At 47.0% G+C, this 26732-nt stretch carries 22 protein-coding genes; 13 read left to right on the plus strand and 9 right to left on the minus strand.

The genetic code is table 11. The features are described 5' to 3' along the window. The first annotated feature begins 278 nt into the window (after window positions 1-278). Window positions 279-539 carry a DUF3012 domain-containing protein gene (locus PUN32_RS03085; RefSeq protein ID WP_166015266.1) on the plus strand — a complete coding sequence of 87 codons (261 nt, stop codon included), beginning with the start codon at window positions 279-281 and terminating at the stop codon, window positions 537-539. 158 nt (window positions 540-697) lie between these two features. Here the strand turns inward: PUN32_RS03085 and glpT are convergent, their stop codons facing one another. Next, the gene (gene glpT, locus PUN32_RS03090) at window positions 698-2056 is read right to left on the minus strand and encodes a glycerol-3-phosphate transporter (RefSeq protein WP_274721711.1); all 1359 of its coding nucleotides are present in this window, start codon (window positions 2054-2056) and stop codon (window positions 698-700) included. Window positions 2057-2803: 747 nt separating this feature from the next. Between glpT and PUN32_RS03095 the strand changes: the two genes are divergently transcribed. Both PUN32_RS03095 and def read left to right on the plus strand, forming a co-directional pair. Next, window positions 2804-6547 carry a M66 family metalloprotease gene (locus tag PUN32_RS03095; protein WP_274721823.1) on the plus strand — a complete coding sequence of 1248 codons (3744 nt, stop codon included), beginning with the start codon at window positions 2804-2806 and terminating at the stop codon, window positions 6545-6547. 225 nt (window positions 6548-6772) lie between these two features. After that, window positions 6773-7279 carry a peptide deformylase gene (gene def, locus PUN32_RS03100; RefSeq protein WP_274721712.1) on the plus strand — a complete coding sequence of 169 codons (507 nt, stop codon included), beginning with the start codon at window positions 6773-6775 and terminating at the stop codon, window positions 7277-7279. Between the two features lie 82 nt (window positions 7280-7361). On the opposite strand, the gene PUN32_RS03105 is transcribed toward def, so the two are convergent. From PUN32_RS03105 to PUN32_RS03115, 3 genes are read right to left on the minus strand one after another with little or no spacing between them, the layout of a single operon-like run. Further along, window positions 7362-8618, minus strand: a complete 1257-nt coding sequence (locus tag PUN32_RS03105; protein WP_274721713.1) for a PTS ascorbate transporter subunit IIC — start codon at window positions 8616-8618, stop codon at window positions 7362-7364. Between the two features lie 9 nt (window positions 8619-8627). Beyond that, window positions 8628-8915, minus strand: a complete 288-nt coding sequence (locus PUN32_RS03110; protein WP_274721824.1) for a PTS sugar transporter subunit IIB — start codon at window positions 8913-8915, stop codon at window positions 8628-8630. A 48-nt stretch (window positions 8916-8963) separates the two neighbouring features. Continuing rightward, window positions 8964-9407 (minus strand): PTS sugar transporter subunit IIA, encoded by a 444-nt coding sequence (locus PUN32_RS03115; protein ID WP_274721714.1) that lies wholly within the window; start codon window positions 9405-9407, stop codon window positions 8964-8966. 248 nt (window positions 9408-9655) lie between these two features. Here PUN32_RS03115 and PUN32_RS03120 point away from each other — a divergent pair, with 248 nt between their 5' ends. The 7 genes from PUN32_RS03120 to PUN32_RS03150 all read left to right on the plus strand — a co-directional run bounded on the left by PUN32_RS03120 (window position 9656) and on the right by PUN32_RS03150 (window position 17246). After that, window positions 9656-10684, plus strand: a complete 1029-nt coding sequence (locus tag PUN32_RS03120; RefSeq protein ID WP_274721715.1) for a LacI family DNA-binding transcriptional regulator — start codon at window positions 9656-9658, stop codon at window positions 10682-10684. Between the two features lie 110 nt (window positions 10685-10794). Beyond that, complete coding sequence (locus PUN32_RS03125) at window positions 10795-12126, plus strand: ferredoxin reductase family protein (protein ID WP_274721716.1); 1332 nt, start codon at window positions 10795-10797, stop codon at window positions 12124-12126. Window positions 12127-12454: 328 nt separating this feature from the next. Then, window positions 12455-13327: a carbohydrate ABC transporter permease gene (locus tag PUN32_RS03130; RefSeq protein ID WP_166015272.1), complete on the plus strand. Its 873-nt coding sequence runs from the start codon at window positions 12455-12457 to the stop codon at window positions 13325-13327. 1 nt (window position 13328) lies between these two features. Continuing rightward, complete coding sequence (locus tag PUN32_RS03135) at window positions 13329-14267, plus strand: carbohydrate ABC transporter permease (RefSeq protein WP_274721717.1); 939 nt, start codon at window positions 13329-13331, stop codon at window positions 14265-14267. Window positions 14268-14272: 5 nt separating this feature from the next. Then, a complete protein-coding gene (locus tag PUN32_RS03140; protein WP_274721718.1) occupies window positions 14273-14878 on the plus strand; it encodes a DUF624 domain-containing protein in 606 nt (201 codons plus the stop codon). Between the two features lie 40 nt (window positions 14879-14918). Further along, complete coding sequence (locus PUN32_RS03145; protein WP_274721719.1) at window positions 14919-16148, plus strand: AGE family epimerase/isomerase; 1230 nt, start codon at window positions 14919-14921, stop codon at window positions 16146-16148. Window positions 16149-16163: 15 nt separating this feature from the next. Beyond that, complete coding sequence (locus PUN32_RS03150; RefSeq protein WP_274721720.1) at window positions 16164-17246, plus strand: ABC transporter ATP-binding protein; 1083 nt, start codon at window positions 16164-16166, stop codon at window positions 17244-17246. A gap of 97 nt (window positions 17247-17343) precedes the next feature. Here the strand turns inward: PUN32_RS03150 and araC are convergent, their stop codons facing one another. The 5 genes from araC to PUN32_RS03175 all read right to left on the minus strand — a co-directional run bounded on the left by araC (window position 17344) and on the right by PUN32_RS03175 (window position 22750). After that, window positions 17344-18183, minus strand: a complete 840-nt coding sequence (gene araC / locus PUN32_RS03155) for an arabinose operon transcriptional regulator AraC (RefSeq protein WP_274721721.1) — start codon at window positions 18181-18183, stop codon at window positions 17344-17346. Window positions 18184-18247: 64 nt separating this feature from the next. Further along, the gene (locus PUN32_RS03160) at window positions 18248-18766 is read right to left on the minus strand and encodes a hypothetical protein (protein ID WP_274721722.1); all 519 of its coding nucleotides are present in this window, start codon (window positions 18764-18766) and stop codon (window positions 18248-18250) included. 47 nt (window positions 18767-18813) lie between these two features. Continuing rightward, a complete protein-coding gene (gene araA, locus PUN32_RS03165; protein WP_274721723.1) occupies window positions 18814-20304 on the minus strand; it encodes an L-arabinose isomerase in 1491 nt (496 codons plus the stop codon). A gap of 9 nt (window positions 20305-20313) precedes the next feature. Next, window positions 20314-21054 carry an L-ribulose-5-phosphate 4-epimerase gene (locus tag PUN32_RS03170; RefSeq protein ID WP_274721724.1) on the minus strand — a complete coding sequence of 247 codons (741 nt, stop codon included), beginning with the start codon at window positions 21052-21054 and terminating at the stop codon, window positions 20314-20316. A 1-nt stretch (window position 21055) separates the two neighbouring features. After that, entirely contained in the window at window positions 21056-22750 is a 1695-nt protein-coding gene (locus tag PUN32_RS03175) for a ribulokinase (protein WP_274721725.1), read from the minus strand. A 369-nt stretch (window positions 22751-23119) separates the two neighbouring features. On the opposite strand from PUN32_RS03175, the gene PUN32_RS03180 reads away from it, so the two are divergent. The 3 genes from PUN32_RS03180 to araH are packed head-to-tail and all read left to right on the plus strand — an operon-like array spanning window position 23120 to window position 26701. Further along, window positions 23120-24118 carry an arabinose ABC transporter substrate-binding protein gene (locus PUN32_RS03180; protein ID WP_166015282.1) on the plus strand — a complete coding sequence of 333 codons (999 nt, stop codon included), beginning with the start codon at window positions 23120-23122 and terminating at the stop codon, window positions 24116-24118. Between the two features lie 58 nt (window positions 24119-24176). Continuing rightward, window positions 24177-25694 (plus strand): L-arabinose ABC transporter ATP-binding protein AraG, encoded by a 1518-nt coding sequence (gene araG, locus PUN32_RS03185; RefSeq protein ID WP_274721726.1) that lies wholly within the window; start codon window positions 24177-24179, stop codon window positions 25692-25694. Window positions 25695-25711: 17 nt separating this feature from the next. After that, on the plus strand, window positions 25712-26701 hold the full coding sequence (gene araH / locus PUN32_RS03190) for an L-arabinose ABC transporter permease AraH (protein WP_274721727.1): 990 nt from the start codon (window positions 25712-25714) through the stop codon (window positions 26699-26701). Window positions 26702-26732 lie beyond the last annotated feature (31 nt).

The following is a 26732-nucleotide window of genomic DNA, read 5'->3' on the forward strand; positions in this document are numbered from 1 at the left end:
GGATACCTTTTATTATTTTACGTTTAGATCACGATAGCGTGGTTTCAAATGATGAAAAAACGGCCATCGAAACGTTTCGATGGCATAATAATAAACTCAATCGCGTTTGCACGTAGCAAAGTGGCAGAGTGTGAAAACGATCCGCAAAATCAGCAATCTGATATGCGTTTTTGTGAGTATTATTTTGCGGCGACGGCGTGTTTTCACGCTGATTGAACACCACTGTGGTGTAGTTTGGTATAGTGATAGTAAGCAATAATAAGGTGATGAGGATTGAGATGAAAAAACCGTTATTAGTTATATTCAGCCTGCTGGTGCTGTCGGGTTGTAGCGAGGTTGGCAGTAAAGCATGGTGTGATGGGATGCGTGATAAACCCAAAAGTGAGTGGAATACCCAAAACACCCTCGATTTTGCTAAACACTGTTTATTCAACAACGAAGTCGGCAGTCAGTCATGGTGTGATGGTATGGATCAAAAATCAAAAGGGGATTGGACTGCTAATGAAGCAGGTTCCTATGCCAAATACTGCGTGCTGTGAAACTAAGCTATTGGTCGAGTCGTGCGGTAAAAAGCACACCGATAGCGGTATCCGGTGTGCTTTTTTGAGTAAGATTGCCGCGTCCCTATCAGGAAGAGCGCGCGGCAAGGTGGGGGGATCAATCACACTAACGTTTTCGGTTGATGACCGATCGAGTGCTACCTATTGGCTTGCTTGAGTCTATTGTTGTGGTGTGCCCGCTCACCAATCAGTGCGTAGCACAAGCACAGTACGGAAATAACACAAGATGCGACCAAAATCATAAAGCCGCCATCCCAACCGAAGTGGTCAACCGTGTAACCTAACACCGCGTTGGCTGCAACCGCCCCCCCTAAGTAGCCAAATAGACCAGTCAGGCCTGCTGCAGTACCGGCGGCTTTTTTCGGAGCCAGTTCCAATGCGTATAGACCAATCAGCATCACTGGACCATAGATGAGGAAACCGATCGCGACCAAAGCCACCATATCTACCGTTGGATTACCGGCAGGGTTAAACCAGTAGACTAGAACGGCAAGGGTCACCAATATCATAAATAGAATACCGGCCGGAGCACGACGGCCTTTAAACATTTTGTCGGAGATCCAGCCACACAGCAAGGTACCGGGGATCCCTGCCCATTCGTAAAGAAAGTAAGCCCATGAGGATTTATCAACGGTAAAATGTTTGGCTTCTTTGAGGTAGACCGGAGCCCAATCTAATACGCCGTAGCGGATCAGGTAAACGAAGGCATTGGCAATCGCAATTGACCATAGCAGTTTGTTATTAAACACATACTTGAAGAAGATCTGTTTGGCGGTCATTTCGCTTTCGTACGATTGATCATAATCATCGGGATAATCGTTTTTGTACTCTTCAATCGGAGGTAAGCCACAAGATTGTGGGGTATCACGCATGATCACCCAAGCAAATAAGGCCACTAGCACCGCAAAGAAGGCTGGTACATAGAACGCCGCGCGCCAGTCATCATTAAACATCCACAAGCCAAGTAGGAAGATAGGGCCAATTAGGCCGCCACCGACGTTGTGTGCCACGTTCCATACCGAGACGATTTCGCCTCGTTCTTTGCGTGACCACCAGTGCACCATTGTCCGGCCACAGGCGGGCCAACCCATACCTTGAAACCAACCGTTCAAAAACAGCAGAATAAACATCGCGATGATACTGCCGGTTGCCCAAGGCATAAAACCAAAGCAGAACATCACAAGGGCCGAAAGTAGTAAACCGCTACTTAAAAAGTAACGAGGGTTAGAGCGATCCGATACGTTGCCCATCAAAAATTTAGAAAGGCCATAGGCAATCGAGACTGCGCCGAGCGCAACGCCAAGATCACCGCGGCTAAAGCCTTGTTCTATCAAATAAGGCATCGCCAAACTGAAGTTTTTACGCACTAAATAGTAACCGGCATAACCGACAAAAATCCCAATAAACAGTTGCCAACGAAGGCGTGAATAGGCGCTACCTACCTTATCGGCTGGCAGCCGTTGCGTATGCGCTGCAGGTTTGAAGAGTTCTAACATAATGACCTCGTAGTGTTTAGCGATGGTATCCCCCTCCGATGAAGCAACGATAGTTAAGATCGTCACTTCTGGTGTTTGGGGGTAAGTTTTCCCGAGTTTTGGTTAAATCACGCAAGGGAAAAATCACAGACAGTAAAAAAACGCGCGAACGAGCAATAAAATGACTTTCACTCGAAAACAGAGTGATTGTTCTATTTATTGAATATGAATAATGTGATTGATATGGCATGTGAATTAATTTACCGATTAAAACAAATCTTAAATTTTCGTTTTTGTTGATTTTAATCTCAGTTCTCCCAATTTTTTAAACCAATCGCGGCTTTGTCGGCATGATAGGTTTTCATTCGAATTCAATGGAACGTGAATAAATCTTGACGTTTTTTTAAGGTCTGAGGGTTGGAGCACTAAGCTGTTGGTTTGAGAGGTGTTCAGAATGATTGTGCTATGTGTAATCACGCTGATTATCGATATTCATTCAGTGATTGATTTTTGACATGTCAACGCAATTGCTCATTTTCTGGCACAGATTCTCATTTTTGTTCTCTACTTGTGACCAAGTTGGAACCCCTCTCCCGTTGCGGTTCAGCACATTTTTTAGAAATGGCGTTCTGTAACTGATAATGAATTGGTAACCTGGTTGTCTAGATCCAGAATCAACGCTGAGTGCGCTCGCCGAGATCCTGTGGGTTACTGCTGCCTAAATTTGGGCGCATTATGATAATAAAATAAATAGGTAATCCGATGATGATCAACAAGAAACCATTAGCATTGGTAATAGCTGGGCTATTAGGCAGTGCATCAGCGTTGGCACAAGATGGGCTGACACTGATCCAGATAGGTGAAAAAACCGTTGAGCGGCTCGAATCGATTAAAGCGATGGCTGAGCGTGGTGAAGGGGTGTTTGAGCGTAACGGTGAACGCTGGATCACCTACCGAGGTATCGAATACCGTTTAAGTTACAAAAATGACCTGCATTTTCCATTTCTGCCTTATGAAGGCGGTGATGATAGCGCGTATCGCAACGTGATTGATTTCGTCGATCAGAGTTGGGAATTTATGATGTACAACAGCGGCTTTTATTTGATGAGCCGTGAATTTGGTGTTTATCAACCTGATGACCGAGGCTGCTTTATTGAATATATCCCAGCGGCTCATGGTTCTAAGCGTGATGATGGTAGTTACATCTGGGAAACTGATGTGGTGTATCGTACCGAAACATCCAATTGTGGCGAGTTAAGTCAGCCAACGTTAGCCGAGCTAACGGTTTCCAGTTTGTCGGATCAAGGTGCTTCTTTTGACTGGCTTGGGCAAACTGAGCAGGACAATGTGACCTTAACGGTGACAAGTGTCAGCAATCGCAGTGCAGTACGCCGTTTTGAGCAGGTTAGCGCAGGCTTTTTTGTGGGGGGATTGCAGCCGCAAACCGAATATGAAATCACGCTGCAGTCCTGCAATGTGCTCGATTGTGCGCAGCCACAAACCGTGCGTTTTACGACTCAAGATCCGCGTGAAGGGTTTGCCGATGAGATTGAAGTGGTCAACCATTTACAAGGCAGCTTAATCGGCGGCTTAGGCATCACGCAAACTCACACATCGGTCGCCCCCAATGGCAACCAGTTAACCGGTCAAGGCCACTTAGACGCGATCGTTAATCGTGAAGCCATGTTGCTGTTTACCCCTCAGCCAGATCAGGAGATTAACCAGATCCACGCTGAAGTGTATCTTGATGGTGAATTAGTACAGCGCAGCTTAATGCTGCCACCCAGTGCCTTAGCGGCCTCAGATCAACCGGATAATGGTCGAATGAAAGTGGTGTTCTCACACTACGCTTGGTCATTGCCTTTGCAATGGAACTGGATGCAGCCTGGCTTGTCGCTGCGCTTAATCGACAACTTAGGACGCGAAGGTGTGCTCAGTCAAGGTGAAATCCAATTTGGTGGTGCGCCAGAGTTGGTGATCCAAAATATCGATATCGGTATGCTGACGGAACCGCGTAACCGCAATACCATGATCCAAAATTTACCTACGCTCGCTGCTGACTATTTCCAAAAGATCCCCGCTTCTAAGTTGGTGATGGCGGACTATACTCCAGCGCACTTCCCTGTGGTGACCATGCCTAACGGTGTGGTGTACACCGATAAAAGTGCCAGTACTGGCGGATGGCATAGCGGTGATATGCGTGAAGCGATTGGTAAGGCGCTGGTGTCGACCGGTATTAACAATGCCAACGTTGGGATTGTAAGCAGCGAAGGCTATACGCAGCAGTATAACCGTCGTTATAACCATATTACCGCGCACACCAATGTTGGGGTTTACACCCAGCAAGATACCGATCTTGCGCATGTGGTGGTGCATGGTGGCAGCGGTGGTGGCGGTAAAGTCACGCTAGAAGCCACCACCGGCAATGAATGGTCCCACGAGTTGGGGCATAACTATGGCCTTGGCCATTATCCGTATATGGCTTCACTGCACGATATGGAATCTGGCTGGGGTTGGGATGCCTTCCACCAGCGCTTTATTGGTAACTTGCACTGGAAAGGCGATGTTTATACCCAGCAGCAAGGGGACGACATTGTACCGCCATTCAAAGATGCTTTCCGTTTTCTGCGCGATGCACAAAATGGTGGCGAGCAAGAATACGTAGGCACCATCAGCCGCTTTACCCTTGAACACCCAGCGCAATCACGTAAAGCGCAAAACTGGATGAACGGAGGCTTTAATCTTGATCGTAGTAGCCCAAGTGGGTATGTACAGTGGGATCAAGCCAGCCAAAGCTACAAAACGGTTGAAACCGACACGCCTAAACCGCAGCAAATCGGTGTGCCAGTTGTCACCCTGCTGGGGATTTATGACCCACAACATACTCACCCAAGCCAAATTTATCCGCTGATTTATTCCAACTACGGCAATCTATTTGAGCTGCCACAACCTGAATCGATGGAATATCAGCTAGAAGGTTGGCAAGCGGTGGCTAATTTGAGCCCTGCACAGCTTAACGCGACCGATTGGCAAACATTGCTGATCGATGGTGAGCAATTGCCGATTTGTCGTTTTGATTACACCAATACCAATGGTGAAACCGCAACCTTTGTCGGGGCGGTCAATGCCGAGCGCAATGTGTGTCAAGGCAGCCGAGATATGCGCTGGTATAACGATTACCAGATTGATTCGCCAGTCGGTCACTATGCATTGCTCTCGCAAGCTGGCGAAGGGAATGTGACTTACACACCCAATGCAGAGATTGGCGAAGTGCAGCTTTGCACGCTAAATAAGCCCGCTGACAATGGCCGCCATGATGGGGCAGGTTTTGTACGCAATGGGCGCTGTGATCAAGTTGAAGGGGTTAAAAATAACGCCGAAAGCAGAACTTGGAGCTATGCAATTCGCACCAATGAAGTACTGCCAAGAACGATGAGCTCTCAGCGTCGTTGTGAATTAGTGGTTGAGCAGCGTAGCGGCACTACTCACATTGCTCTACCTGGCAGCCGTCATAAGACCACGGACAGCAACAAGTTCCATGTCAACTTAGCGCTGGAAAATGGTGTGCCGAGTCAAGTCAGTTTGAGTTGTACTGATGTGAATGGAGTCACTGAGTTGACGCGCTTGACGCCGGATCAAAATCCGCCATTAGATGAGCTGAAAGGCCCGATCATTATTGGTCAGGAATACGGCTATAGCCAAGTAATCGATGTGACGAAAACCTTCGTGCAAAATGAAACCTTAATCAGTACTGATTTTGCCACGCTCACCCAGTTTGATGATTTTATCGCAGAGCATTATGGCAACGGCATCTTAAACAATGGCGTGAATAAAACCGAACGTCGTGCTGGAGCGGTGTATGTGTTTGCCAATCCAGCCACTGGTACGCGTGATTACTTTGTGATGCGCACGCTAGAAGCTGAAGACTTTCCAAGCGATCAAACCAGTAATCAAGGTTGGAAATACCTAGGTTCTGCCGATGGTCACGTTAACTTCGCTTTTAACCCGATTAAGCTTAACCGAGCGGAAGGGATCAGCGTGGCGGCACGAGTACAAAGCTACTTCGGTATGGCACGTTTACTGACTTGGGATGAACGCACCACCACCCGTTGGGAAGAGTCACCGAATGCGGTATTTGTTGGGCAAATTGATGGTGAAAACCATTACTTTGTGCAAAAGCGCCCCGGTGTTGGTGATGCATTTCCTGCTCATCACGCTTCCAATCAAGATTGGTATTTCTTGGGCAGTGATAGCACAATTCAAGCCTATATCAGCGAGCTCAACCACGATCTAGCCAGCTTTGAACAGCGCTTACTGGAGTGGCACCAACAAGAGGAGATGGGTATCTGGGGTAGCGATGGTAAAAATGGTACTGTCAACGATATTTATCAATACGTATTTCGTGGCGGCTATCACTATTATCGTTTGAAAACGACGAAATACGGTTATTTCCCTTATCCGACCGATCCCAACCCAAGCAATAGTACTTGGGAATATTTAGGTCAGTTTTAACGCTTTTGAACTTGCTAATTAATCACTCAAGCCAGTCATAATGACTGGCTTTCTTTTTACTGTGCATACCGTGAGAGGCGGTTTCTGGTGCCAGATTGAGATTTTGCTTGCTGAATATGCCATCACCCGTGATCGGCTGAGAGCTCAGGACAGGTTTACAAGTGACAGAGAAAGCACTATCTTACGCCGCGTTATTTTTATTCAATCTTATGATTCAAGGAAACCATGGCTGTTCTAGAGATTCTTACTGCACCCGATCCACGACTGCGCGTTCAATCTAAACTGGTCACCGATGTTGCGGCAGTGCAAAGCTTGATCGATGATTTGCTCGATACCTTATATGCCACCGACAATGGTATTGGTCTTGCTGCGCCACAAGTTGGCCGTGAAGAGGCCATCGTGGTGATTGATCTCTCTGACGAGCGTGATCAGCCGCTGGTATTGATCAACCCACGCGTGGTCAGTGGCAGCAATAAAGAGATGGGGCAAGAGGGTTGCCTCTCGGTACCGGATTATTACGCTGATGTTGAGCGTTATACCTCGGTGGTGGTGGAAGCACTGGATCGTGATGGTCAGCCACTGCGCATTGAAACCAGCGAGTTTTTAGCCATTGTGCTGCAGCATGAAATTGATCACCTTGGCGGTAATCTGTTCATTGATTACCTATCGCCGCTAAAGCAGCAAATGGCGATGAAAAAAGTTAAAAAATACGTTAAAAATCGCGCCCGTTAATCACAGACGCGCGATGATTGCCAAATAATAAGGCCGCTCGGTAATGAGCGGCCTTATTTTATCTCGGTGGGATGTTAAACAGTTAGCGAACAATCAAACCGAGCAAAATACCAACCGCGCCAAAGTCTGCATCACTGAAGGTGGTATTGGCAAAACCAAGATCACCGAGCACTGGCATCAGGAAGACTGGCAAGAAGGTGATCAGTAAACCTTGGGCAAATGCTCCGAGGATCGCCCCACGGCGTCCGCCAGTCGCATTACCAAATACCCCAGCCGCCGCACCGACGAAGAAGTGTGGTACCACGCCAGGAATGATCACAGTTAAACCCATGATATACAGCAGGAACATCCCAAGTAAACCAGCAGCAAAGCTCGATAGGAATCCCACCAACACTGCATTTGGTGCGTATGGAAATACCACTGGGCAATCAAGTGCCGGTTTGGCATTTGGCACCAGCTTATCGGAAATACCTTTAAACGCAGGGACAATTTCTGCAATCACCATACGCACACCTTGTAAGATGACGTACACCCCACCAGCAAAGGTGATCGACTGCATCAGTGCAAACATAAACCAATGTTTGCCGCCACTCACTTCACGCACAAAATCACCACCAGCGAACAGGCAAGTCACCATGAAAATAATGCCCATGGTGAAGGAGATCGCTACCGGTGTATCACGTAGAAATAGCAGCCCTTTCGGCACGTTCATCTCTTCTGTGGAGTGGGCTTTATTACCGAATTTGCTACCAATAAAGCCAGCCAGTACATAAGAGAGGGTAGAAAAGTGGCCGATGGCAACATCATCCGATCCAGTTACTTGCTTCATATATTTATGCGCAATCGCGGGGAACAGTACCATCACTGAGCCAACCACTAATGAACCGAGAGCAATCAACGCCACGCCGCTCATGCCACTTGAAGAGAGGATCGCGGCGACCATCATCGACATAAAGAGGGTATGGTGCCCAGTGAGGAAAATAAATTTCCAAGGGGTTAAACGCGCGATCAGAATATTAACCAACATAGCGAAGAACATGATCATCGCCATCTCTTTGCCAAAAGCTTCTTGTGCAATCGAGACAATCGCTTCGTTGTTAGGCACTACGCCAGTAATACCAAACGCTTGTTGGAAAATGGTTGCAAAATCACCCAGTGAGCTGACCACCAGCCCAGCACCTGCACCAAGAATGATAAAACCCAAAATGGTTTTGACGGTGCCTTTAATGCATTCGGTCAGCGGTTTTTTCTGTGCGATCAAACCGATCAGTGCAATCAACCCAACCAGAACCGCTGGTTCTGATAGGACATCATTCATTAAGAAACTGAAAAACTCCATAACGCCTCCTTATAGTGCGCCTAACTCTTGCAGTGCTACTGACAAACGCTCTTTCATTGCAACTTTATCCACCATATTGGCAAGGCTGACAATTTTCGGGGTTACCCCAAGTGCGATTAATTGATCGGTAATATCGTTAGTACCAACAAAAATATCGCATTGAGTCCCTTTCGCACTGCCAAGATCGATATGGTCGACCTGCGCATCAACCTGCAGATCTTTTACGATCGCTTTGATGCTCATTTCCATCATTAGGCTGGTGCCCAAACCATTTCCGCAAACCACCATAATTTTCATCATTCAGTACCTTTTATTTTGTTGAGTTCCGCTTGGGGATAAAGCGGATTAATAGTTTTGGATGACTGCTAGCACATCGTCCACGCTTTGCGCATCACAAATTTGTGCGACATGTTCTTCATTCATAAACAGTTCTGCCAGTTTGGCAATCGCCCCGACATGGCTTTCGCTGTCCGTAGCGGCAAGGGTGACCAGCATTTTTACGGGATCATTTCCATCAGAATTGAAATTAACACCTTGTTGGATCACGGTAATCGCTAAAGAGAGACGATTGACCCCATCTTCCGGTCTGGCGTGGGGCATTGCCATGCCTGGACCAACCACGTAGTAAGGACCAATCTCTTGGTGGCTACGAAAAATAGCATCCACATAGCGTGGCTCTACAGCACCATTATCGATCAGCGCCTGACACGATTTTTGCACCGCATCTCGCCAGTCACTCGCGCTTGGGTAGATACGAATCACCTCACGGGTAATTAGCTCACGTAACATTCAGTTTTCCAATAAGTCGTTATTGATGGCGCTACTCTAGCGATGATGCGGTGAAGAAAAACCGATGGTGATCACAAATGAACGTCACTACTGATAGCGCTACCATTATTTGTGATAGCGCTATCATTTCGGTTTATTCAAGGATTTTCACATGGTCGCTTTGGATGACGATGAGTTACACTCGAGGCCATTGCTAGGTTGTTGTCAGTGGCGGCAGTCTCAAATCAAAACCAATAGTTAAAATCGAAATGAGTGAAACGCGCAAAAGAAGAAATACCGGAAATGTGACTCTAGCGGATGTCGCTAAACAGGCTGGGGTGGGCACGATGACGGTTTCGCGGGCGTTGAGAACGCCGCAACTGGTCTCGGATAAGCTCAGAGAAAAAATTCAACAAGTGGTTGATGAACTTGGTTATATTCCTAACAAAGCCGCGGGAGCCTTGGCTTCTGCCGCCAGTCGCTCCATCGCTTTGATCTTGCCATCCTTGCTAGAAAAATCCTGTGCTAATTTTTTACCGAGTTTTCAGCAGCAGCTTAATCAAGCCGGTTATCAGCTACTACTGGGTTACAGTGGCTACTCGGTGGAGCAAGAACAACAACTGCTGAGCACATTTTTAGAAGATCGCCCTGCCGGTGTGGTGCTTTTCGGTAGTCACCATAGTGAACGCACCCACCAATTACTGCACTTGGCTAATACACCTGTGCTTGAAATCGCAGAATTAAACCGTGCCTCTCGCTATATGAATATCGGAGTAGATTATTTTGAGGTCGGCCGAATGTGTACGCGGCACCTGATTGAACAAGGCTTTAAAAACATTGGATTTATTGGCGCACGGGGCAATCATTCCACGCTGCAAAAAAAACTGCACGGTTGGCAGACGGCCATGATTGAAAGCTACTTGGCCCCTGATCATTTTCTCACCACACCGCAAGCGCCGTCCGCGCAATTGGGGGTAGAAGGGGTATCGAAACTGCTGCTAAGAGATTCATCACTCGATGCCTTAGTCTGTAGCCATGAAGAGATTGCGATTGGCGCATTATTTGAGTGTCATCGTCGTGTACTTAAAGTCCCCACTGATATCGCACTAATTTGTTTGGAAGGTTCCACTATGGCGGAACATGCGTTTCCCAGCTTGAGCTGCGCAGAATATGACTACGAGCACATGGGCTTACATGCAGCCAATCAATTGCTACAGGCCATCAATGGTGAGCCATTTGAACTGGTGAGTAATTTGGGCTTTCAGCTAAAACCTCGCACCAGCACACAGCCAAAATAATCCGTTCTCCAAGAGGGTTTGCCCTTTACTCAACTTTACCTTCCTACAACGGTGCTTTACGTTGGATCTGTTACGGTTAAATAACCTTACTAATAGAATGGAATTTGGTTATGAGACGGATGAAAGTCGTACTTTGGGCAAGCATCGGTATCGTTATCTTACTATGGCTGCAAGCTGACCCTCATTGGTTACAGTCAACCAATCTATTTCAATGGCGCTCGGGTTTTGTTCAATTATCCGGCATCTTAGCAATCATGCTGATGTCATTGGCCATGCTGCTAGCCTTGCGTTTGCCACTGATAGAGCAATGGACACAAGGTATCGATAAAGGTTATCGAATGCATAAATGGTTAGGGATCACCTCACTATTGCTTGGCATTTTCCATTGGATGGCCTACCAACTCCCCAAATGGCTTGTCGCACTTGAATGGATAAGCCAACCAGAACGCAGAAATAGTATGGGCTCTCAAGCGAGCTTGGAGGGTTTTTCTTTATGGCTTAATCAGGCTAGACCCTGGGCGATGGAAAGCGGTGAATGGGGATTGTATGCCTTACTTGGGCTTATGGTTATTTCTCTTTGGTCGGCCATTAAATACAAATGGTTTCGTATTACTCACCGGATGATGGCGGCGATCTACTTATTGATTGCTTTCCATAGTTTAATACTGCTGAAAAAAGCCTATTGGGGTACGCCGATTTATTGGTTAACACTGCTGGTTATTTTGGTCGGGATATGGGCTGCATTATATAGTTTGTTTGGTTTCGTTGGGCGGCAGTCTCGTTATCTAGCCCATATTCAAACTTTTGATTACAGTTCGAAAAGTAAAACGTTGGATTTAACTATTGGCTTAGATAAACCTTGGCAAGGGCATAAGGTGGGGCAATTTGTTTACTTGAAATTTACTGGAGAAGAGCCTCATCCATTTACGATCGCTTGCGCCAATCACGGTTCACAATTGCGTTTTCTGATCAAAGAGTTGGGAGATTTTACCACGGGCCTACATCAACGGTTGCAACCTAGTGAAGTTGTAGAAGTAGAAGGGCCCTATGGCAAGTTCGACTTTTCGGTTGATCAAGCGCAAATTTGGATTGGAGCCGGGATTGGGATTACTCCATTTATGGCTGTTCTGGATGGTTTACGGATTGAAAAAAGCCAATATCCCATCTATCTATTTTTCTGTTGCAATCAGGTAACGCCAGAGTTGTGCGCCCAACTGAGTGAGCAAGCCGAGCTTGCCGGTGTTTGCTTAACCATTATTGATTCAAGTGTTACACCCCATTTGTCGGTGGCTGATATTGCGCGCTGTTGTGGAGATTTAAGTGACTATCAATTTTATTTCTGTGGACCGGTCCTATTTTCACGTTATTTGAAAAAAGCGCTAAAAGACTACCGTGTTGATCTGGTGCACCAATTTCACGAAGAGCTGTTTATGATGCGCTAATCTTGTCACTGATGGTTGTGATCTTCTCTATTTAAATATGCATCTAGTATTGTCAGCCTGTTCATTCGTAACGTTTCGATTTTTGCTTGTTCGGTAAAAACAAGAGATAGATCACATTTAACATCTAGGACATATCTCTATCTAGATCACAAAGGTTTGCGACTAGACCTTATCTTTGTTGATCGATTTCACATTAAATTTATATGACCAAAGCGAGCCATTGTCACACCATAATCGTAACGTTAAGATTTGTGCGAAATGAGATGATTTGATCCTGCCACTATCGAGTTTTTAGCGATTGCATGCAGGATATTTTTGGGGAGCTTACATGTTTGACTTGACGCTAAAACAGCAGCAAAGGTTAATTATCGTGGCATTTTTAGCGATACCGTTGACCTTACTGTTTACTTTTTCTTACTACCCGGCCAGTCAGCTGTTTTATATGAGTGTGACCGACTGGGATGGTTATGCACCGGTAAAAAACTTTATTGGCTTAGAAAATTACACTTACCTTTGGCACGAGCCAGATCAGCTACAACCGCTGTTGGTTACCTTGTATTACTTTGCTGGTGCAGTGATTCAGCTAACCCTCTCGCTGTGGTTTGCGGTGTTAGTCAACTCGAAATTGGCGGGGCGAAATCTCTTTAAGACGTTGTTATTTATTCCATTTGTATTAAATGCTGTTGCCGCCTCTATGGTGTTTCAAATTTTTTACCAAGTGGATGGCGCGCTAGATAGCTTTTTGATCTTGATAGGATTAGAGGAGTGGATCAAACCGTGGTTGATGGATCGCAATGTTGTCAACTGGGCATTGGTTGCGGCATCCATATGGCGTTATTTAGGCTTCAACCTGATTTTATTTTTTGGTGTACTGCAATCCATTCCGCAAGATCAATATGAAGCCGCCCGCATTGAAGGGGCGAGTGAATTACAACAGTTTCGTTTTATCACCTTACCTTCGATTAAATTAGTGATTGGTTTGCAGGTGCTACTGGCTTTTGTTGGCTCACTGTCGGTATTTGAAATCCCAATGATCATCACTAAAGGCGCCAATGGCACCAAAACGTTCGTGATGGCAACATTGGAAACCGCCTTTAACTTTAATGATTTTGGTCTCGCATCGGCGATGGCTGTATTGCTGCTGATGATTGTTGTCCTATTTATGATTCTACAAAAAGTGCTGTTTAAGGAAGGAAAATAATATGTCGCAACCATCAACCGCCATCAGCTATGAAGAGCAGCGACTTATCGCCAAGGTAGAGCGTTCGGAACGGGCGATGAGAAAAGCGCGTTTGAAGAAGACGTTATCCAATCCAAGCCAGGTGTTTTGGCTAACATTTAAATATTTAACCTTAGCTTTAGCTTCACTCGCGGTATTAGTTCCACCGTATTCGGTACTGATGGCTTCATTTAAAACTTTAGATGAATATTACAATACCAGCAAAGTAGGTTTCCCTGAGACATTTGCTAATTTTAGTAACTATGTCAAAGTTTTTACCGATGGCAATTTAGGCTTGGCGTTTTTTAACACCGGCACTATTTTGATGATTTCATTATTTTTTACTATCGTATTTGGCACTCAGGTTGCCTATGTATTATCGCGCTTTGATTTTCGAGGTAAAAAACTGGTTTTATTAGCCTATGTGGTTGCAATGGTCATCCCAGCGGTGACCACGCAAGTGGCTACCTTTGAAGTGATTAAAAGCTTAGGGTTGATTAACCATAAAGCGGCAGTGGTATTATTGTATATTGGCGCAGATGTGGTGATGATTTATGTCTTTTTACAATTTATGAAAGGCATTCCGGTTGAGCTTGATGAAGCGGCTAAAATGGAAGGGGCTTCGTATTTCCTTATCTACCGTAAAATCATTTTGCCATTGTTAAAACCAGCGATAGCCACGATCATTATTTTACGCACCATCTTTATTTATAATGACTTCTATTTCCCATTGCTGTATTTACCGGAAGCTTCTCAGGTGACGGTCTCGACAGCTTTGTATAAATTCACTTCCGTATTTGGTACGGAATGGACCACCATTTCTGCTGGGATTGTGATTATTTTAGTACCATCGATTGTGATTTTCCTCACCTTGCAAAAACAGATTTATGCTGGTGTCACTAATGGTGCAGTAAAAGGCTAAGCACAATGAACTCTTGCTCCCCATTAATTATTCTGTGTCATTGGCTTACTCGTTTAGCGTGGCTAAATCTGGCTTGGATTGGCTTTAGTCTGCTGGGGGGCGTGTTATTCGGTGTTTTTCCTGCGACGGTGATGGTCTGCGTCATGCTGCGTCGTTATCTCAATGGTGCCGTCAAGGTGACGATCAAACAAATGTGGCAGCAATATAGACAAGAGTTCATGCCCAGTAATCAACTTGGGTGGCTGTTACTGTTACCGACTGGCTGTGGACTGTGGTATGTGCAGTGGGTGGTTATTCATGCTGAACATACTTGGGTAATATTGGCGTTGAGTTTTTTACCCGTGGCGTGTTTGGTATTGCTGGTGAGCTATTGTGTTTTAATTATGCAAGGTTGTTATCATGCCAATAATATCTCTCAGCGTATATGGCAAGCATTATCATTGCTAAAGCAAGACAAAATGGCATTATTTTCTTCATTGGGTGTGCTGGTGGTTTGTTTATTACTAACGATGTTTATGCCAATTTTTGGATTATTTTATGGCTTATCACCATCGTTATTGACAGCGGTTGGTTTATTATGGCTTAAGCGTGATGAATTAAAGCGCTATTGAGCGTTTGAATTCAACGCCTAAAATTTTAAGAGAAAAAATTATGTTAGAGTTAACCCAATTTAAACAACAACTAAATGATGAAGCAAAAAATATTTTGGAGTTTTGGTTAGGCTTACAAGATAACCAACAGGGTGGTTTTTATTGCTATGCAGATTTTGTCGGTAAGATTGACCCACAACATAATAAAGCGGTGTTATTGCATTCGAGAATTTTGTGGACTTTTTCTGCCGCCTACCGAATTTTGGGTGATGATCGCTATTTGCAAGCCGCTCAGCATTGCTATCAATTTATTATTGAGAAAGCGCTCGATCAGCAGCATGGCGGTGTTTTCTGGTTGTTAGACAAAAATGGTAACGTTGTGGATTCGCAAAAGCATATCTACAACCAAGGCTTTGCGATTTATGCACTGAGTGAATTTTATTTGGCGAGTGGCGATCCACAGGCGCTGGCGGTGGCGATGTCGTTATTTGAATTGATTGAGTCGCATGCGTTTGATGCGACCTTTGGCGGCTATCGAGAAGCGTTTGATCGCACATGGGATCCGATTGAAAATCAATTGGTGTGTGATACCGCAGAAGGGGTATTGGCTGAAAAATCAATGAATACTCATCTACATGTCTTAGAAGCTTACACACTATTGCATCAAGCCAGCCAAGATCCTCGGGTCGCGTCACAACTGGCTGCGCTGAGTCAAATTATGGCCGAGAAAGTGGTCAATGATACGTTGCATTACGGGCTATTTTTTACTCGTGACTGGCGCTGTGTGTCACAGGATATCTCCTATGGGCATGATATTGAGGGCACATGGTTGATGGATGCCGCGGCGCAACAGCTTTCGGATGCACAATTGGCGGCCAAAATTGTCGCGCAAAGTAGTGCAATGGCGCAAATCACCGCTCAGCAAGGGATAGATCGCGATGGCGCGGTATTCAACGAATTACGTGAAGGGCATCTGCTTGATTGCGATCGAATTTGGTGGGTTCAGGCCGAAGCTATGGTCGGTTTTTTTAACGCTTATCAAAAAGATCGCCGCCCACAGCAGTTAGCCAATGCCCTTGGCTGCTGGACGATTATTCAACACCAGTTAAAAGATCATCTCAATGGTGAATGGTATTGGAAAGTGAATCGCTGCGGGCAGCCTTATCGCAACACGGCCAAAGTCGAGCCTTGGAAATGCCCATACCATAATGGACGCGCTTGCCTAGAAATGATTAAACGAATTACCGATGTAGAGCAGACTGGTCAAGTCGTTCAAGCAACGGCACGATAACACGAGGATGACATTATGCACGCTGTAGAAGTAAAACAACTCAACAAAACTTTTGGAAAAACCGTCATCCTAAATGACATCGATTTGGAAATGGAAGCGGGTGGCTTTACCGTGTTACTCGGCCCATCGGGATGTGGTAAATCGACATTGCTGCGTTTAATTGCCGGTCTAGAAGATGTCACATCGGGTCAAGTGGTGATTGGTGGTAAGGATGTCACTCTCGCGGATCCGAAAGATCGCGATATCGCAATGGTGTTCCAATCTTATGCATTATTTCCGCACATGACGGTGGGTGAAAATATTGGTTTTGGTATGAAAATCAATAAGAAACCAGCAGATCAGATTGCCAAGCGAGTGCAAGAAGTGGCGGATATGCTGCAAATTGGTCACTTATTGGATCGCACTCCTGCTCAATTGTCTGGTGGCCAGCGTCAACGGGTGGCGATTGGCCGCGCTTTGATGAGACAGCCGAAAGTCTTTTTGTTTGATGAGCCGCTCTCTAACTTGGATGCTAAGCTGCGCGGCGAGATGCGCTTAGAGTTGAAAAAACTGCATACATCGCTCGATTCGACAATTATTTATGTGACTCATGATCAGATTGAGGCGATGACTTTAGCGACTAAAATTGTGTTGCTGAACAAAGGCATTCCTCAGCAAATTGGCACCCCTTATGAAATCTATAATCAGCCTGCCAATGTGTTTGTGGCTAAATTTGTCGGCTCACCACAAATTAACTTACTGAAAGGTTTTTTATATCAAGAAGGCAATCAGTGGGGAGTGCTAGTGGATAATGTTTGGATCCCAGTGAAGGATTATCAATTTACCACTAAGCCAGTAAACGACCGCAAAGTGTTATTTGGTATCCGTCCTGAGCATGTGACTCAATCCCCGCTCAACAGCCATTTTGAATTGACACTGCCAGTCAGTGCTTTTGAAATGACCGGTTCTGAAACTTTGGCTGAGTTTGATATGCATGGTCAGGCGTTAAGAGCAAAATTAGATGCTAATTTAAAACTGAATAATGGCGATGCATTGCAACTGCATATGAATCTGCACAATGTTTCGATTTTCTGTGCCGCTACCGAAGAGCGACTGTAATCGATTGCCGGTGTATCGGTGAGCGTATCGCTAAAGTGACAAGCCATCCCAAGCTATTTGGCGCGGGATGGCTTGATGTTATGTGCATCTCGCATACTTAGCTGATCTGCGTGCGATAGCGTTTAGGGCTCACGCCTGATTTACGTTTAAACACCCGCGAGAAATAGAGTGGATCGCTATAACCGACAATTCTACCGATATGGTTAACCGAATAGTTGGAAGTGACGAGCAACTGTTTGGCGCGACTGATGCGTTGATCATCGCGCCATTCGGTGATGGTCATGCCGACTTCGGCACGAAATAAATGGCCTAAGCGCGAAGCGGATAAGCAAGTGGCTGCGGCAATATCTTCGAGGCTAAAGTTGAGTTTCAAATTTTGGGTCATGTAATTCATCGCTTCAATCACCCGCGGATCAAGCGCTTTACTGACCACATCCGGTTGAATGCTTTTGCAGCGGATCAGCAGTTGTTCGAGCAGATTAATCGCCAAATCATTACGGTAAGGCAGATCGGATTTAGCCACATATTCAATATCAATAAACAGATGCTCTATTTGCGCAATGGTGCTGCTGTCTAAGCCTTGGGTTAAATAGACCCCGTTGGCCTGATCATGCCAGTGTAGCCAATCATGCCAAAAAGCCCGAGGCCGAAAATAGACCCAACGATGAAACCAAGAGGCACTGTCTGCTTTACGCTGATAAAAGTGGGTCGCACTGGGGGGAAACAGCAATAAATCGCCGGTTTTGACATCAAAAGCGTGTTCGCCTTGGAAAATAGTCCCCTCACCTTGGCTGGTGAAATTGATGATGAAACCTTTCATACCATTAGGACGGTCGATGGCAAAATCCAGCTCATCCCCTTCAATAATCGGCGTTAATCCTGCCACAAGGTGAGCATCGAAATTATATCCGGGCTTTAATGGGTCGCTGTTTTGCATGCATCATCTTTATCGATTTTTAACGCAGTGTATTCTGCTGCGGATTCGCTGTCACCGCGATTGCTCACAGTTTATCCAGAATAATCCACTGTTTAGCTGAAAATGCTTCTCTGAACAAATCGGTTTTTTGAGTTTTGGCGAGAAATTCACTGGGTAGCCCATTTCTGTGGTGCTGCCATGCTGACGCTGAGAGGGAGCAAGCGGCGGGCGCTGCATCGCTGGATTGTGGTAGAGGTTGAATGGTGTGGCGGATATCTAAACGAGTCGGTACCGCATTACGAGCCAAATATTCAATCACCAGCGCATCATTGACAAAGTGGTAGTTGATGTTAATCGACAAGGTTTCTGCATGATCAATCTGACACCATTGCTCTAATCGATCCAACTTGTGGCGAAAGCGCCAGTTGGCGCAGTGCATGGCAATTGGCTGTCCGTTATTCATCACGGCCATCTCGCCGACATAGCGAGTTTCACCATTCCATTGCAGCTCAAAATTAGCCGAATGGGAGGTCGAGAGTTTGAGGGTCCACTCGGCCTTATTTAACCGTAACCAAGGCGCGGCAGCGAGATCGGTATCATTCACAAATTAACTCCAGAGTGCTCCCCTACGGGAGCACCTGTTCGGGTGGATTAACGCCGGTAGTATACGCCGTTATTGCGTAATTCTTGCTTGAATTGACGCAGATTGGTGTGATTATCAATCACCACCATTTCTAGGCCAAGGATTTCCGCGTAGTCGGTTAGGGTTGCGAGGCTGACCGCTTGGCTGTATACCGCATGATGCGCGCCTCCTGCGTGGATCCACGCGGCCGCGGCGAGGTTAAGATTGGGCTGTGGCTCCCACAAGGCATGTGCAACTGGCAAATGGGGCAGTGACTGCGGTGGCGTTACGGTGTCTACTAAGTTGACCACCATTCTAAATCGCTCACCCAAATCAATGATTGACACATTGAGGGCCGCGCCCGCCTGACCACTAAAAATCAAACGCGGAATATCACAGCGGCAGCCGATCGTGTGGCGGTGAATTTCTAATTTCGGTTGTGCTGCGGCGATAGACGGGCAAACTTCTAACATATGCGCCCCTAAAACCTGCCCTTTACCACCGAAATTGTAGGTGTAATCTTCCATAAACGAAGTGCCACCCGCTTTGCCGTGCCCCATAACCTTCATAATGTGAGTCAAGGCGGCCGTTTTCCAGTCACCTTCGCCACCGTAACCAAAGCCTTTGCTCATCAAACGTTGGGTCGCGAGCCCGGGTAAATTGGTCAGCCCAGTTAGGTTTTCAAAGGTGTTGGTGAATGCATTGGCGCCAACCGAGTTTAAGAATGCCTCCATCCCCAGCTCTAAACGCGCTTCTTGGACTATCAAGCGTTTTAAGCTCGCGTCACTGAGCAGTGAGTCGGCCATTTGGTAGCTTGAGGCGTATTCATCGAGCAGATGATTCACCTCTGAATCGGTCACAGCGTTTACCACTTCACTTAATTCACCGAGCCCGTACGCATTGACTTCATAGCCAAACTGGATTTGCGCCGACACTTTATTGCCTTCGGTGACCGCCACTTGGCGCATGTTGTCACCAAAACGGGCCACTTTCAGTTGCTGACCTGCATTGACCCCGATGGCTGCACGGCACCAATCATCAATTTCGCTATGTACGTGTTGATCTTGCCAATGTCCGACCACCACTTTGCGTTCAATGTTTAAGCGAGTGCCGATGAAACCAAACTCGCGACAACCATGGGCGCTTTGGTTCAAATTCATGAAATCCATGTCGATTTCATCCCACGGCAGTGCGGCATTGAATTGAGTGTGCAGATGTAAGAACGGCTTATTCAGTTGGGAGAGTCCGGCAATCCACATTTTGGCGGGCGAGAAGGTGTGCATCCACAGCATTAAGCCAATACAGTCCGGATCATTGTTGGCCGCGCGGCAAACCGCGAGAATTTCGTCTGGGGTTTTTACCGTGCCTTGGTTGGTGATGGCAACTGAGATGCCGGGCGCGGCATTTAATCCAGCGATAATCGCGGCACTGTTATGCGCGACACTGTCTAATACTTTCGGTCCGTACAGGTGTTGTGAGCCTGTTACAAACCAGACTTGTTTTTGATTAAAAATCTTCATCATCTTTCCTTATTGCTTGGTTTGACCGTAGTAGGCGTTAGCGCCGTGTTTACGTAAGTAATGTTTGTCGAGTAGCGCTGGGTTAATTGCGCTGACTTGTGGGTTGATTTGTAGAGTGTGTAGAGCCATTGCCGCGACCACTTCCACCACCACCGCGTTGTGTACCGCTTGGTCGGGATCTTGGCCCCAAGTGAAGGGCGCGTGCTCTTTGACTAAAATACCAGGGCAGGCCATCACATCGCCGTTTGCGATGGTTTCAATGATCACTTTGCCAGTATTGAGCTCGTAATCATGGGCAATTTCGGCATCGCTCAATGCCCGTGTACAGGCAATCTGACCGTAGAAATAATCCGCGTGAGTGGTGCCGAGAGCTGGAATTGCTCGCCCTGCTTGTGCCCAAGCCGTCGCTTGTGGTGAATGGGTGTGTACAATGCCACCAATGGTTGGGAACTGGCGATAGAGCGCTAAGTGAGTCGCGGTATCCGAGGAAGGCTGCAGATCGCCGCCGATGATTTTTCCTTGCAGATCCACCACCACCATGTTTTGTGCACTGAGAGCGCCGTATTCGACGCCGCTCGGTTTGATCACTACTAAACCGGATTCACGATCGATGCCGGAGGCATTGCCCCAAGTAAAGGTGACTAAGTTGTGGCGCTGCAGATCCAGATTGGCTTGCCACACCTGATGGCGCAGATGCTCGAGTCGTTGCGCAAGTGGTGTGCTGAGTTGGCGTGCGATGGAGTCAGACATCTTAACGCTCCTGTGCTTGGTGAAAGTTCGCCATCTGCTCAATATGCTGACCGAACTGACGATAAGTCGCGTAACGGTCGGCGCGCAGGGTTTGTTGATCGGGCTGAGGTAAGTAGCTGTGACGTATCGGACTGGCCATCACTTGTTGTGCCGCTGTGGTGGTCGGGTACACGCCAGCGGCAACCGCGGCAAAAATCGCTGCGCCGAGAGCACAGCACTGATCCGATTCCACCACAATGATTTCGCGGCCAATCACATCAGCGCACATTTGCATGACATACGGTGATTTTTGGGCAATGCCACCAATCGCAATCACCCGCTCAACATTGACCTCTTGCTCAATAAAACCATCGACAATCGCTTTAGCGCCGTGGGCCGTCGCTTCAACTAAGGCTGCAAAAAGAGCGGGCGCAGTGCTGCCTAGATTTAAATCACACAGCGCGCCTTTTAAACGTTGATTGGCGTGAGGGGTGCGGCGGCCATTGAGCCAGTCGATGGCCGCTGGAGTGTTGTGGTCGATAGCTTGCTGCTGGGCTGCCTCGGTTAGCAGTGGAATTAATTGCGCGCTAATTTGTTTGGCCGTCGGGGCAAAATCGGGGTGCTGTTCGGCGTAAGCGTGTAGTGGCCACATCAGCAGATTTTTGAACCAAGCGTACAGATCGCCAAATGCCGATTGGCCCGCTTCGAGTGCCAGCAGATCTGGCATTGCACTGCCTTGCACTTGGCCACAAATACCATGAATGGTGCGATCGCCGACTTGCTCTGCCTCAACCATCAAAATATCACAGGTCGATGTGCCGATAACTTTGACCAAATCATGCGCGCCAGCGCCAGCTCCCACCGCACCCATATGGCAGTCAAACTCACCAATCGCAATGGTAATGCCAACGGTTAAGCCGAGTTGTTCAGCCCATGACTGAGACAGGTAGCCCGCGGCTTGGTCAGCGGTGAACACTTCGCTGAACATACGCTCGCGTATGCCATCAAGCGTTGGCGAAATGGCACTGAGAAACGCTTGGTCGGGTAGGCCTCCCCAACTTTGATGCCACATGGCTTTATGTCCGGCGGCACAAATACCACGGCGCAAAGTGTGCGGATGTTCGGTTGCTGACAAAATTGCTGGGATCCAGTCACACAGCTCCACCCAACTGTAGGCGTGTTGGGCTACGAGTGGATCTTGTTCGCTCACCCAAGCGGCTTTGGCCCATAGCCATTCCGAAGAGTAAACCCCGCCGATGTAGCGGGTGTAATCGGTAAATTGGCCAGAGTGGGCGAGTTGATTGATCCGTTCGGCTTTCGCTACCGAGGTGTGATCTTTCCACAGCACGAACATCGCATTTGGGTTGTCGGCAAACTCGGGCCGTAACGCCAAAATCGTACCGTTTTCATCGATCGGTGCGGGGGTTGAACCGGTCGTATCCACGCCAATGCCGACGATAGCCGCGCGGATGGTGGCCGGTACCGTCGCCAGCACTTGTTGCATCGCGCTGGTCATCGCTTCCAAATAATCGAGCGGATGGTGCCTAAATTGTGATTGTGCTGGCTGGCAATATAGCCCTTGCATCCAGCGCGGATAATAGGCCACAGCGGCAGAGACTTCGCCACCTGTTTGTGCATTAACAATCAGTGCCCGTACCGAATCGGATCCGAAATCCAAACCAATCACATGCGGTTGAGGGGTTTTGTTTGTATCCATAACTGCTCCACTTTTGCTCAGCAAACCAAATTTTGTTCAAGTTATAGCGGTAGCATGGCGCTTATCCCATAAATCAGTTTGCTAAATTTATGGATAAAAACGTCATGGAGAGTTTTTTGTGTTGTGGCTGACAGTTTGTGATTGCGGGGATAAATTAACCGAGTTTGCGATTTTGTGGCTAAATTTGCTTATTTTATTGGCATTAATAAGTCGCGATCGATATGAATGCGAGCTGAGTCATATCCTCTATGGCTAAGTTAATGGATAAAAACGCTACATTTTTTGACTGTGATTAGGGTCACTAATAAATCTTGTTAAATCTACAACTATGAATAGCGAACACTCACCTCTACCAGTGGATGGATAACAATGAAACTAAAAAAACTACTCACAATCGCTGCTCTATCTGGCGTTACCGTACTCAGTGCCTCAGCCAATGCATTTTTTGGTTCCAATGATGATACGAGACTAGGTTACCTCGTTAAGCAACCTGAAGAGCCGTGGTTTCAAACTGAATGGTCATTTGCGGAAAAAGCCGGTAAGGATTTGGGCTTTCAAGTGATAAAAATGGCGGTACCGGATGGCGAGAAAACCCTCAATGCGATTGATACATTAGCCGCGCAAGGCGCGAAAGGATTTGTCATTTGTACGCCAGATCCCAAGTTAGGTCCTGCGATCATGGCTAAAGCCAAAAGTTATGATCTCAAAGTGGTCACAGTGGATGATCAGTTCCTCAACGCACAAGGCGAGCCGATGACCGAGGTGCCATTGGTGATGATGGCCGCTACCGCGATTGGTGAGCGCCAAGGGCTTGAGCTGTACCAGGAAATGCAAAAGCGTAATTGGGATGTCTCAACCACGGCTGTGATGGCGATCACCGCCGATGAGTTGGATACCGCACGTCGCCGAGTCAGCGGCTCTATCGCGGCGCTGAAACAAGCGGGTTTCCCTGAAAGCCAAATCTACCGCGTACCGACCAAAACCAATGATATTCCAGGAGCACTGGATGCGGCCAACTCACTACTGGTGCAATACCCAAATGTGAAGCAATGGTTGATCGTCGGCATGAACGATAACACCGTTCTCGGTGGAGTGCGTGCCACTGAAGGCCAAGGCTTTAATGCCAATAACGTGATTGGCGTTGGCATCAATGGAGTCGATGCGGTGAATGAACTGGCCAAGTCGCAACCGACCGGTTTCTATGGCTCATTACTGCCTAGCCCAGATGTGCATGGCTATAAAAGTATTGAATCGCTCTACAAATGGGTGAAAGAGGATCTTGAACCCGAGAAGTTTGTGGAAGTGACCGATGTGGTACTGATCACCCGTGACAACTTCAAAGCTGAACTAGCGAAAAAAGGGCTATAAGCCGATTGGCGATGACGGTCACACTGGCCGTCATCCACTCATTTACGGAGAGTATGTTATGGCAACGTCCCCGTCTTATCTTGAATTTCGAAATATCTCTAAACATTTTCCGGGTGTGAAGGCTCTGCACAATGTCAGTTTTCGCGCGGATGCCGGCAGTATTCACGCTTTAATGGGGGAAAATGGAGCTGGCAAATCAACCTTACTGAAAACGTTAAGCGGTTTGCATCAGCCGACCGAAGGTCAAATCGCGATTGATGGGCAACCCGTTGTGCTCAATTCAACCAATGATGCGCTTGAGCACGGCATCGCGATTATTTATCAAGAGCTCAACTTAGTTCCTGAACTGACCGTGGCGGAGAACATTTACCTTGGGCAATTGCCGACCAAAGGTGGCCGAGTCGATACCGAAACCCTTAACCGCAATGCACGAGTTCAACTGCAGCGTTTAGGTGAAACTTTCGATCCTGCTTGTCCATTGAAAGCGTTGTCGATCGGTCAATGGCAAATGGTGGAAATTGCCAAAGCACTCAGCCGCAATGCACAAATTATTGCCTTTGATGAGCCGACCAGTAGCTTGTCACAACGTGAAATCCAAAACCTGTTCAAAGTGATCCGTGAACTGCGTGATGATGGCAAAATCATTTTATATGTTTCACACCGTATGGAAGAAATTTTCGAGCTGTGCGATGCGATCACTATTTTCAAAGATGGCCAACATGTGCAGTCATTCTATGCGATGTCAGAGCTGACCCATGATCGTTTAGTGGCTTTAATGGTTGGGCGTGAAATTAATGATATTTACAACTACCGACCACGTAAGTTAGGCGAAAGTGGTTTGCGTTTAGCCAACGTTGAAGGCCCAGGCTTAAGTGCCCCAGTATCTTTAGATATTCAGCAAGGGGAAATCCTTGGACTATTTGGCCTAGTCGGTGCGGGTCGTACCGAGTTGACCCGCCTGATCTTTGGTGCGGATAGAAAAACCGCCGGCGATCTTTATCTACACGATGTCAAAGTCAGCGTGAAAAGTCCGCGCGATGCGATTCGTCTAGGGATCACGCTGTGTTCCGAAGACCGCAAAGCTGATGGCATCGTGCCGATTATGTCGCTGCAAGAAAACACCAATATCAGTGCTCGACCATGGCACTTAAAACTGAGTAGTTTGATCGATTTTGCTTGGGAAACCTCTAACGCGACTAAGCAAAAAGAGGCGTTAAATATTAAAGCTGCATCTTTAGATCAACCGGTAGGCAAGTTGTCTGGTGGTAATCAGCAAAAAGTGATTCTGGGACGCTGGTTATCAACCGCGATGAGTGTGATTTTACTCGATGAGCCGACGCGCGGGATCGATGTTGGAGCGAAATCCGAAATTTATGAACTGATTTTTAAGCTGGCAGAAAATGGGGTAACGGTGCTGGTTGTTTCCAGTGATTTACCAGAAGTGTTGGGTATTTCTGATCGGATCTTGGTGATGAAAGAAGGTGCAGTGGCTGGCGAATTAACTCGTCAGCAGTTTAACGAACAAACCGCACTTCGTCTGGCCATGCTTGATCAGGACGATGCGGCAGCCGCTTAACATTAAGGAGTATCATTATGTCTATAACGAGTTCTACAAAAATACTCACACCGCAAGATGAGAAACGTACCTTGAGTTTTGCCGGTATTTGGGATCGCTTCGGAATGCTGATGGTGTTTGCCGGACTGTTTTTGTTGTGCGCATTTTTCGTGCCTTACTTTGCGACCTTTATCAACATGAAAGGGTTAGGGCTCGCCATTTCGATGAGTGGCATGGTGGCATGTGCGATGTTGTTTTGCCTTGCGTGTGGTGATTTGGATTTATCGGTGGCGTCAATTGTTGCTTGCTCTGGCGTGGTGACTGCGGTGGCGATCAATGCCACCAGTAGTGTGGTGCTTGGGATTGGTGCTGGTCTACTGTCTGGAGTGGCATTTGGGCTACTCAACGGTTTTGTGATTGCCAAACTACAAATCAACGCTTTGATCACGACGCTAGCCACGATGCAAATTGCGCGTGGTTTGGGCTATATCATCTCTGATGGTAAAGCGGTCGGGATCACCGAAGAGAACTTTTTTGCCTTAGGTAATTCATCAATTTTCGGTATTCCGACCCCGATTTGGTTAACCATGATCACTTTTGCTGTGTTCGCTTTTTTGCTCAATCGCACCGTCTATGGGCGCAATACGTTAGCAATTGGTGGCAACGAGGAGGCGGCACGGTTGGCTGGAGTTAATGTGGTGAAAACCAAGATGATCATCTTTACGGTGTCGGGATTTATCTCGGCATTGGCTGGAGTCATTTTGGCGGCACGCATGACCAGTGGTCAGCCAATGACTTCGGTTGGTCTTGAACTGGTGGTGATTTCGGCTTGTGTCTTGGGTGGCGTTTCACTGAAAGGTGGGATTGGTAAAGTCTCCTATGTGATTGCTGGGGTGCTGATTTTGGGTACGGTCGAAAATGCGATGAACCTGCTGAATATGTCACCTTTCTCACAATATGTGGTACGCGGCATCATCTTACTCGCGGCGGTGATCTTCGATCGTTATAAACAAAATCAACATGGCTAAGTTGGGTTCGTGCCATTTCGTATGGTAAAGC

It is taken from the genome of Vibrio chanodichtyis (genome assembly GCF_028863985.1).
GTDB lineage: Bacteria > Pseudomonadota > Gammaproteobacteria > Enterobacterales > Vibrionaceae > Vibrio > Vibrio chanodichtyis.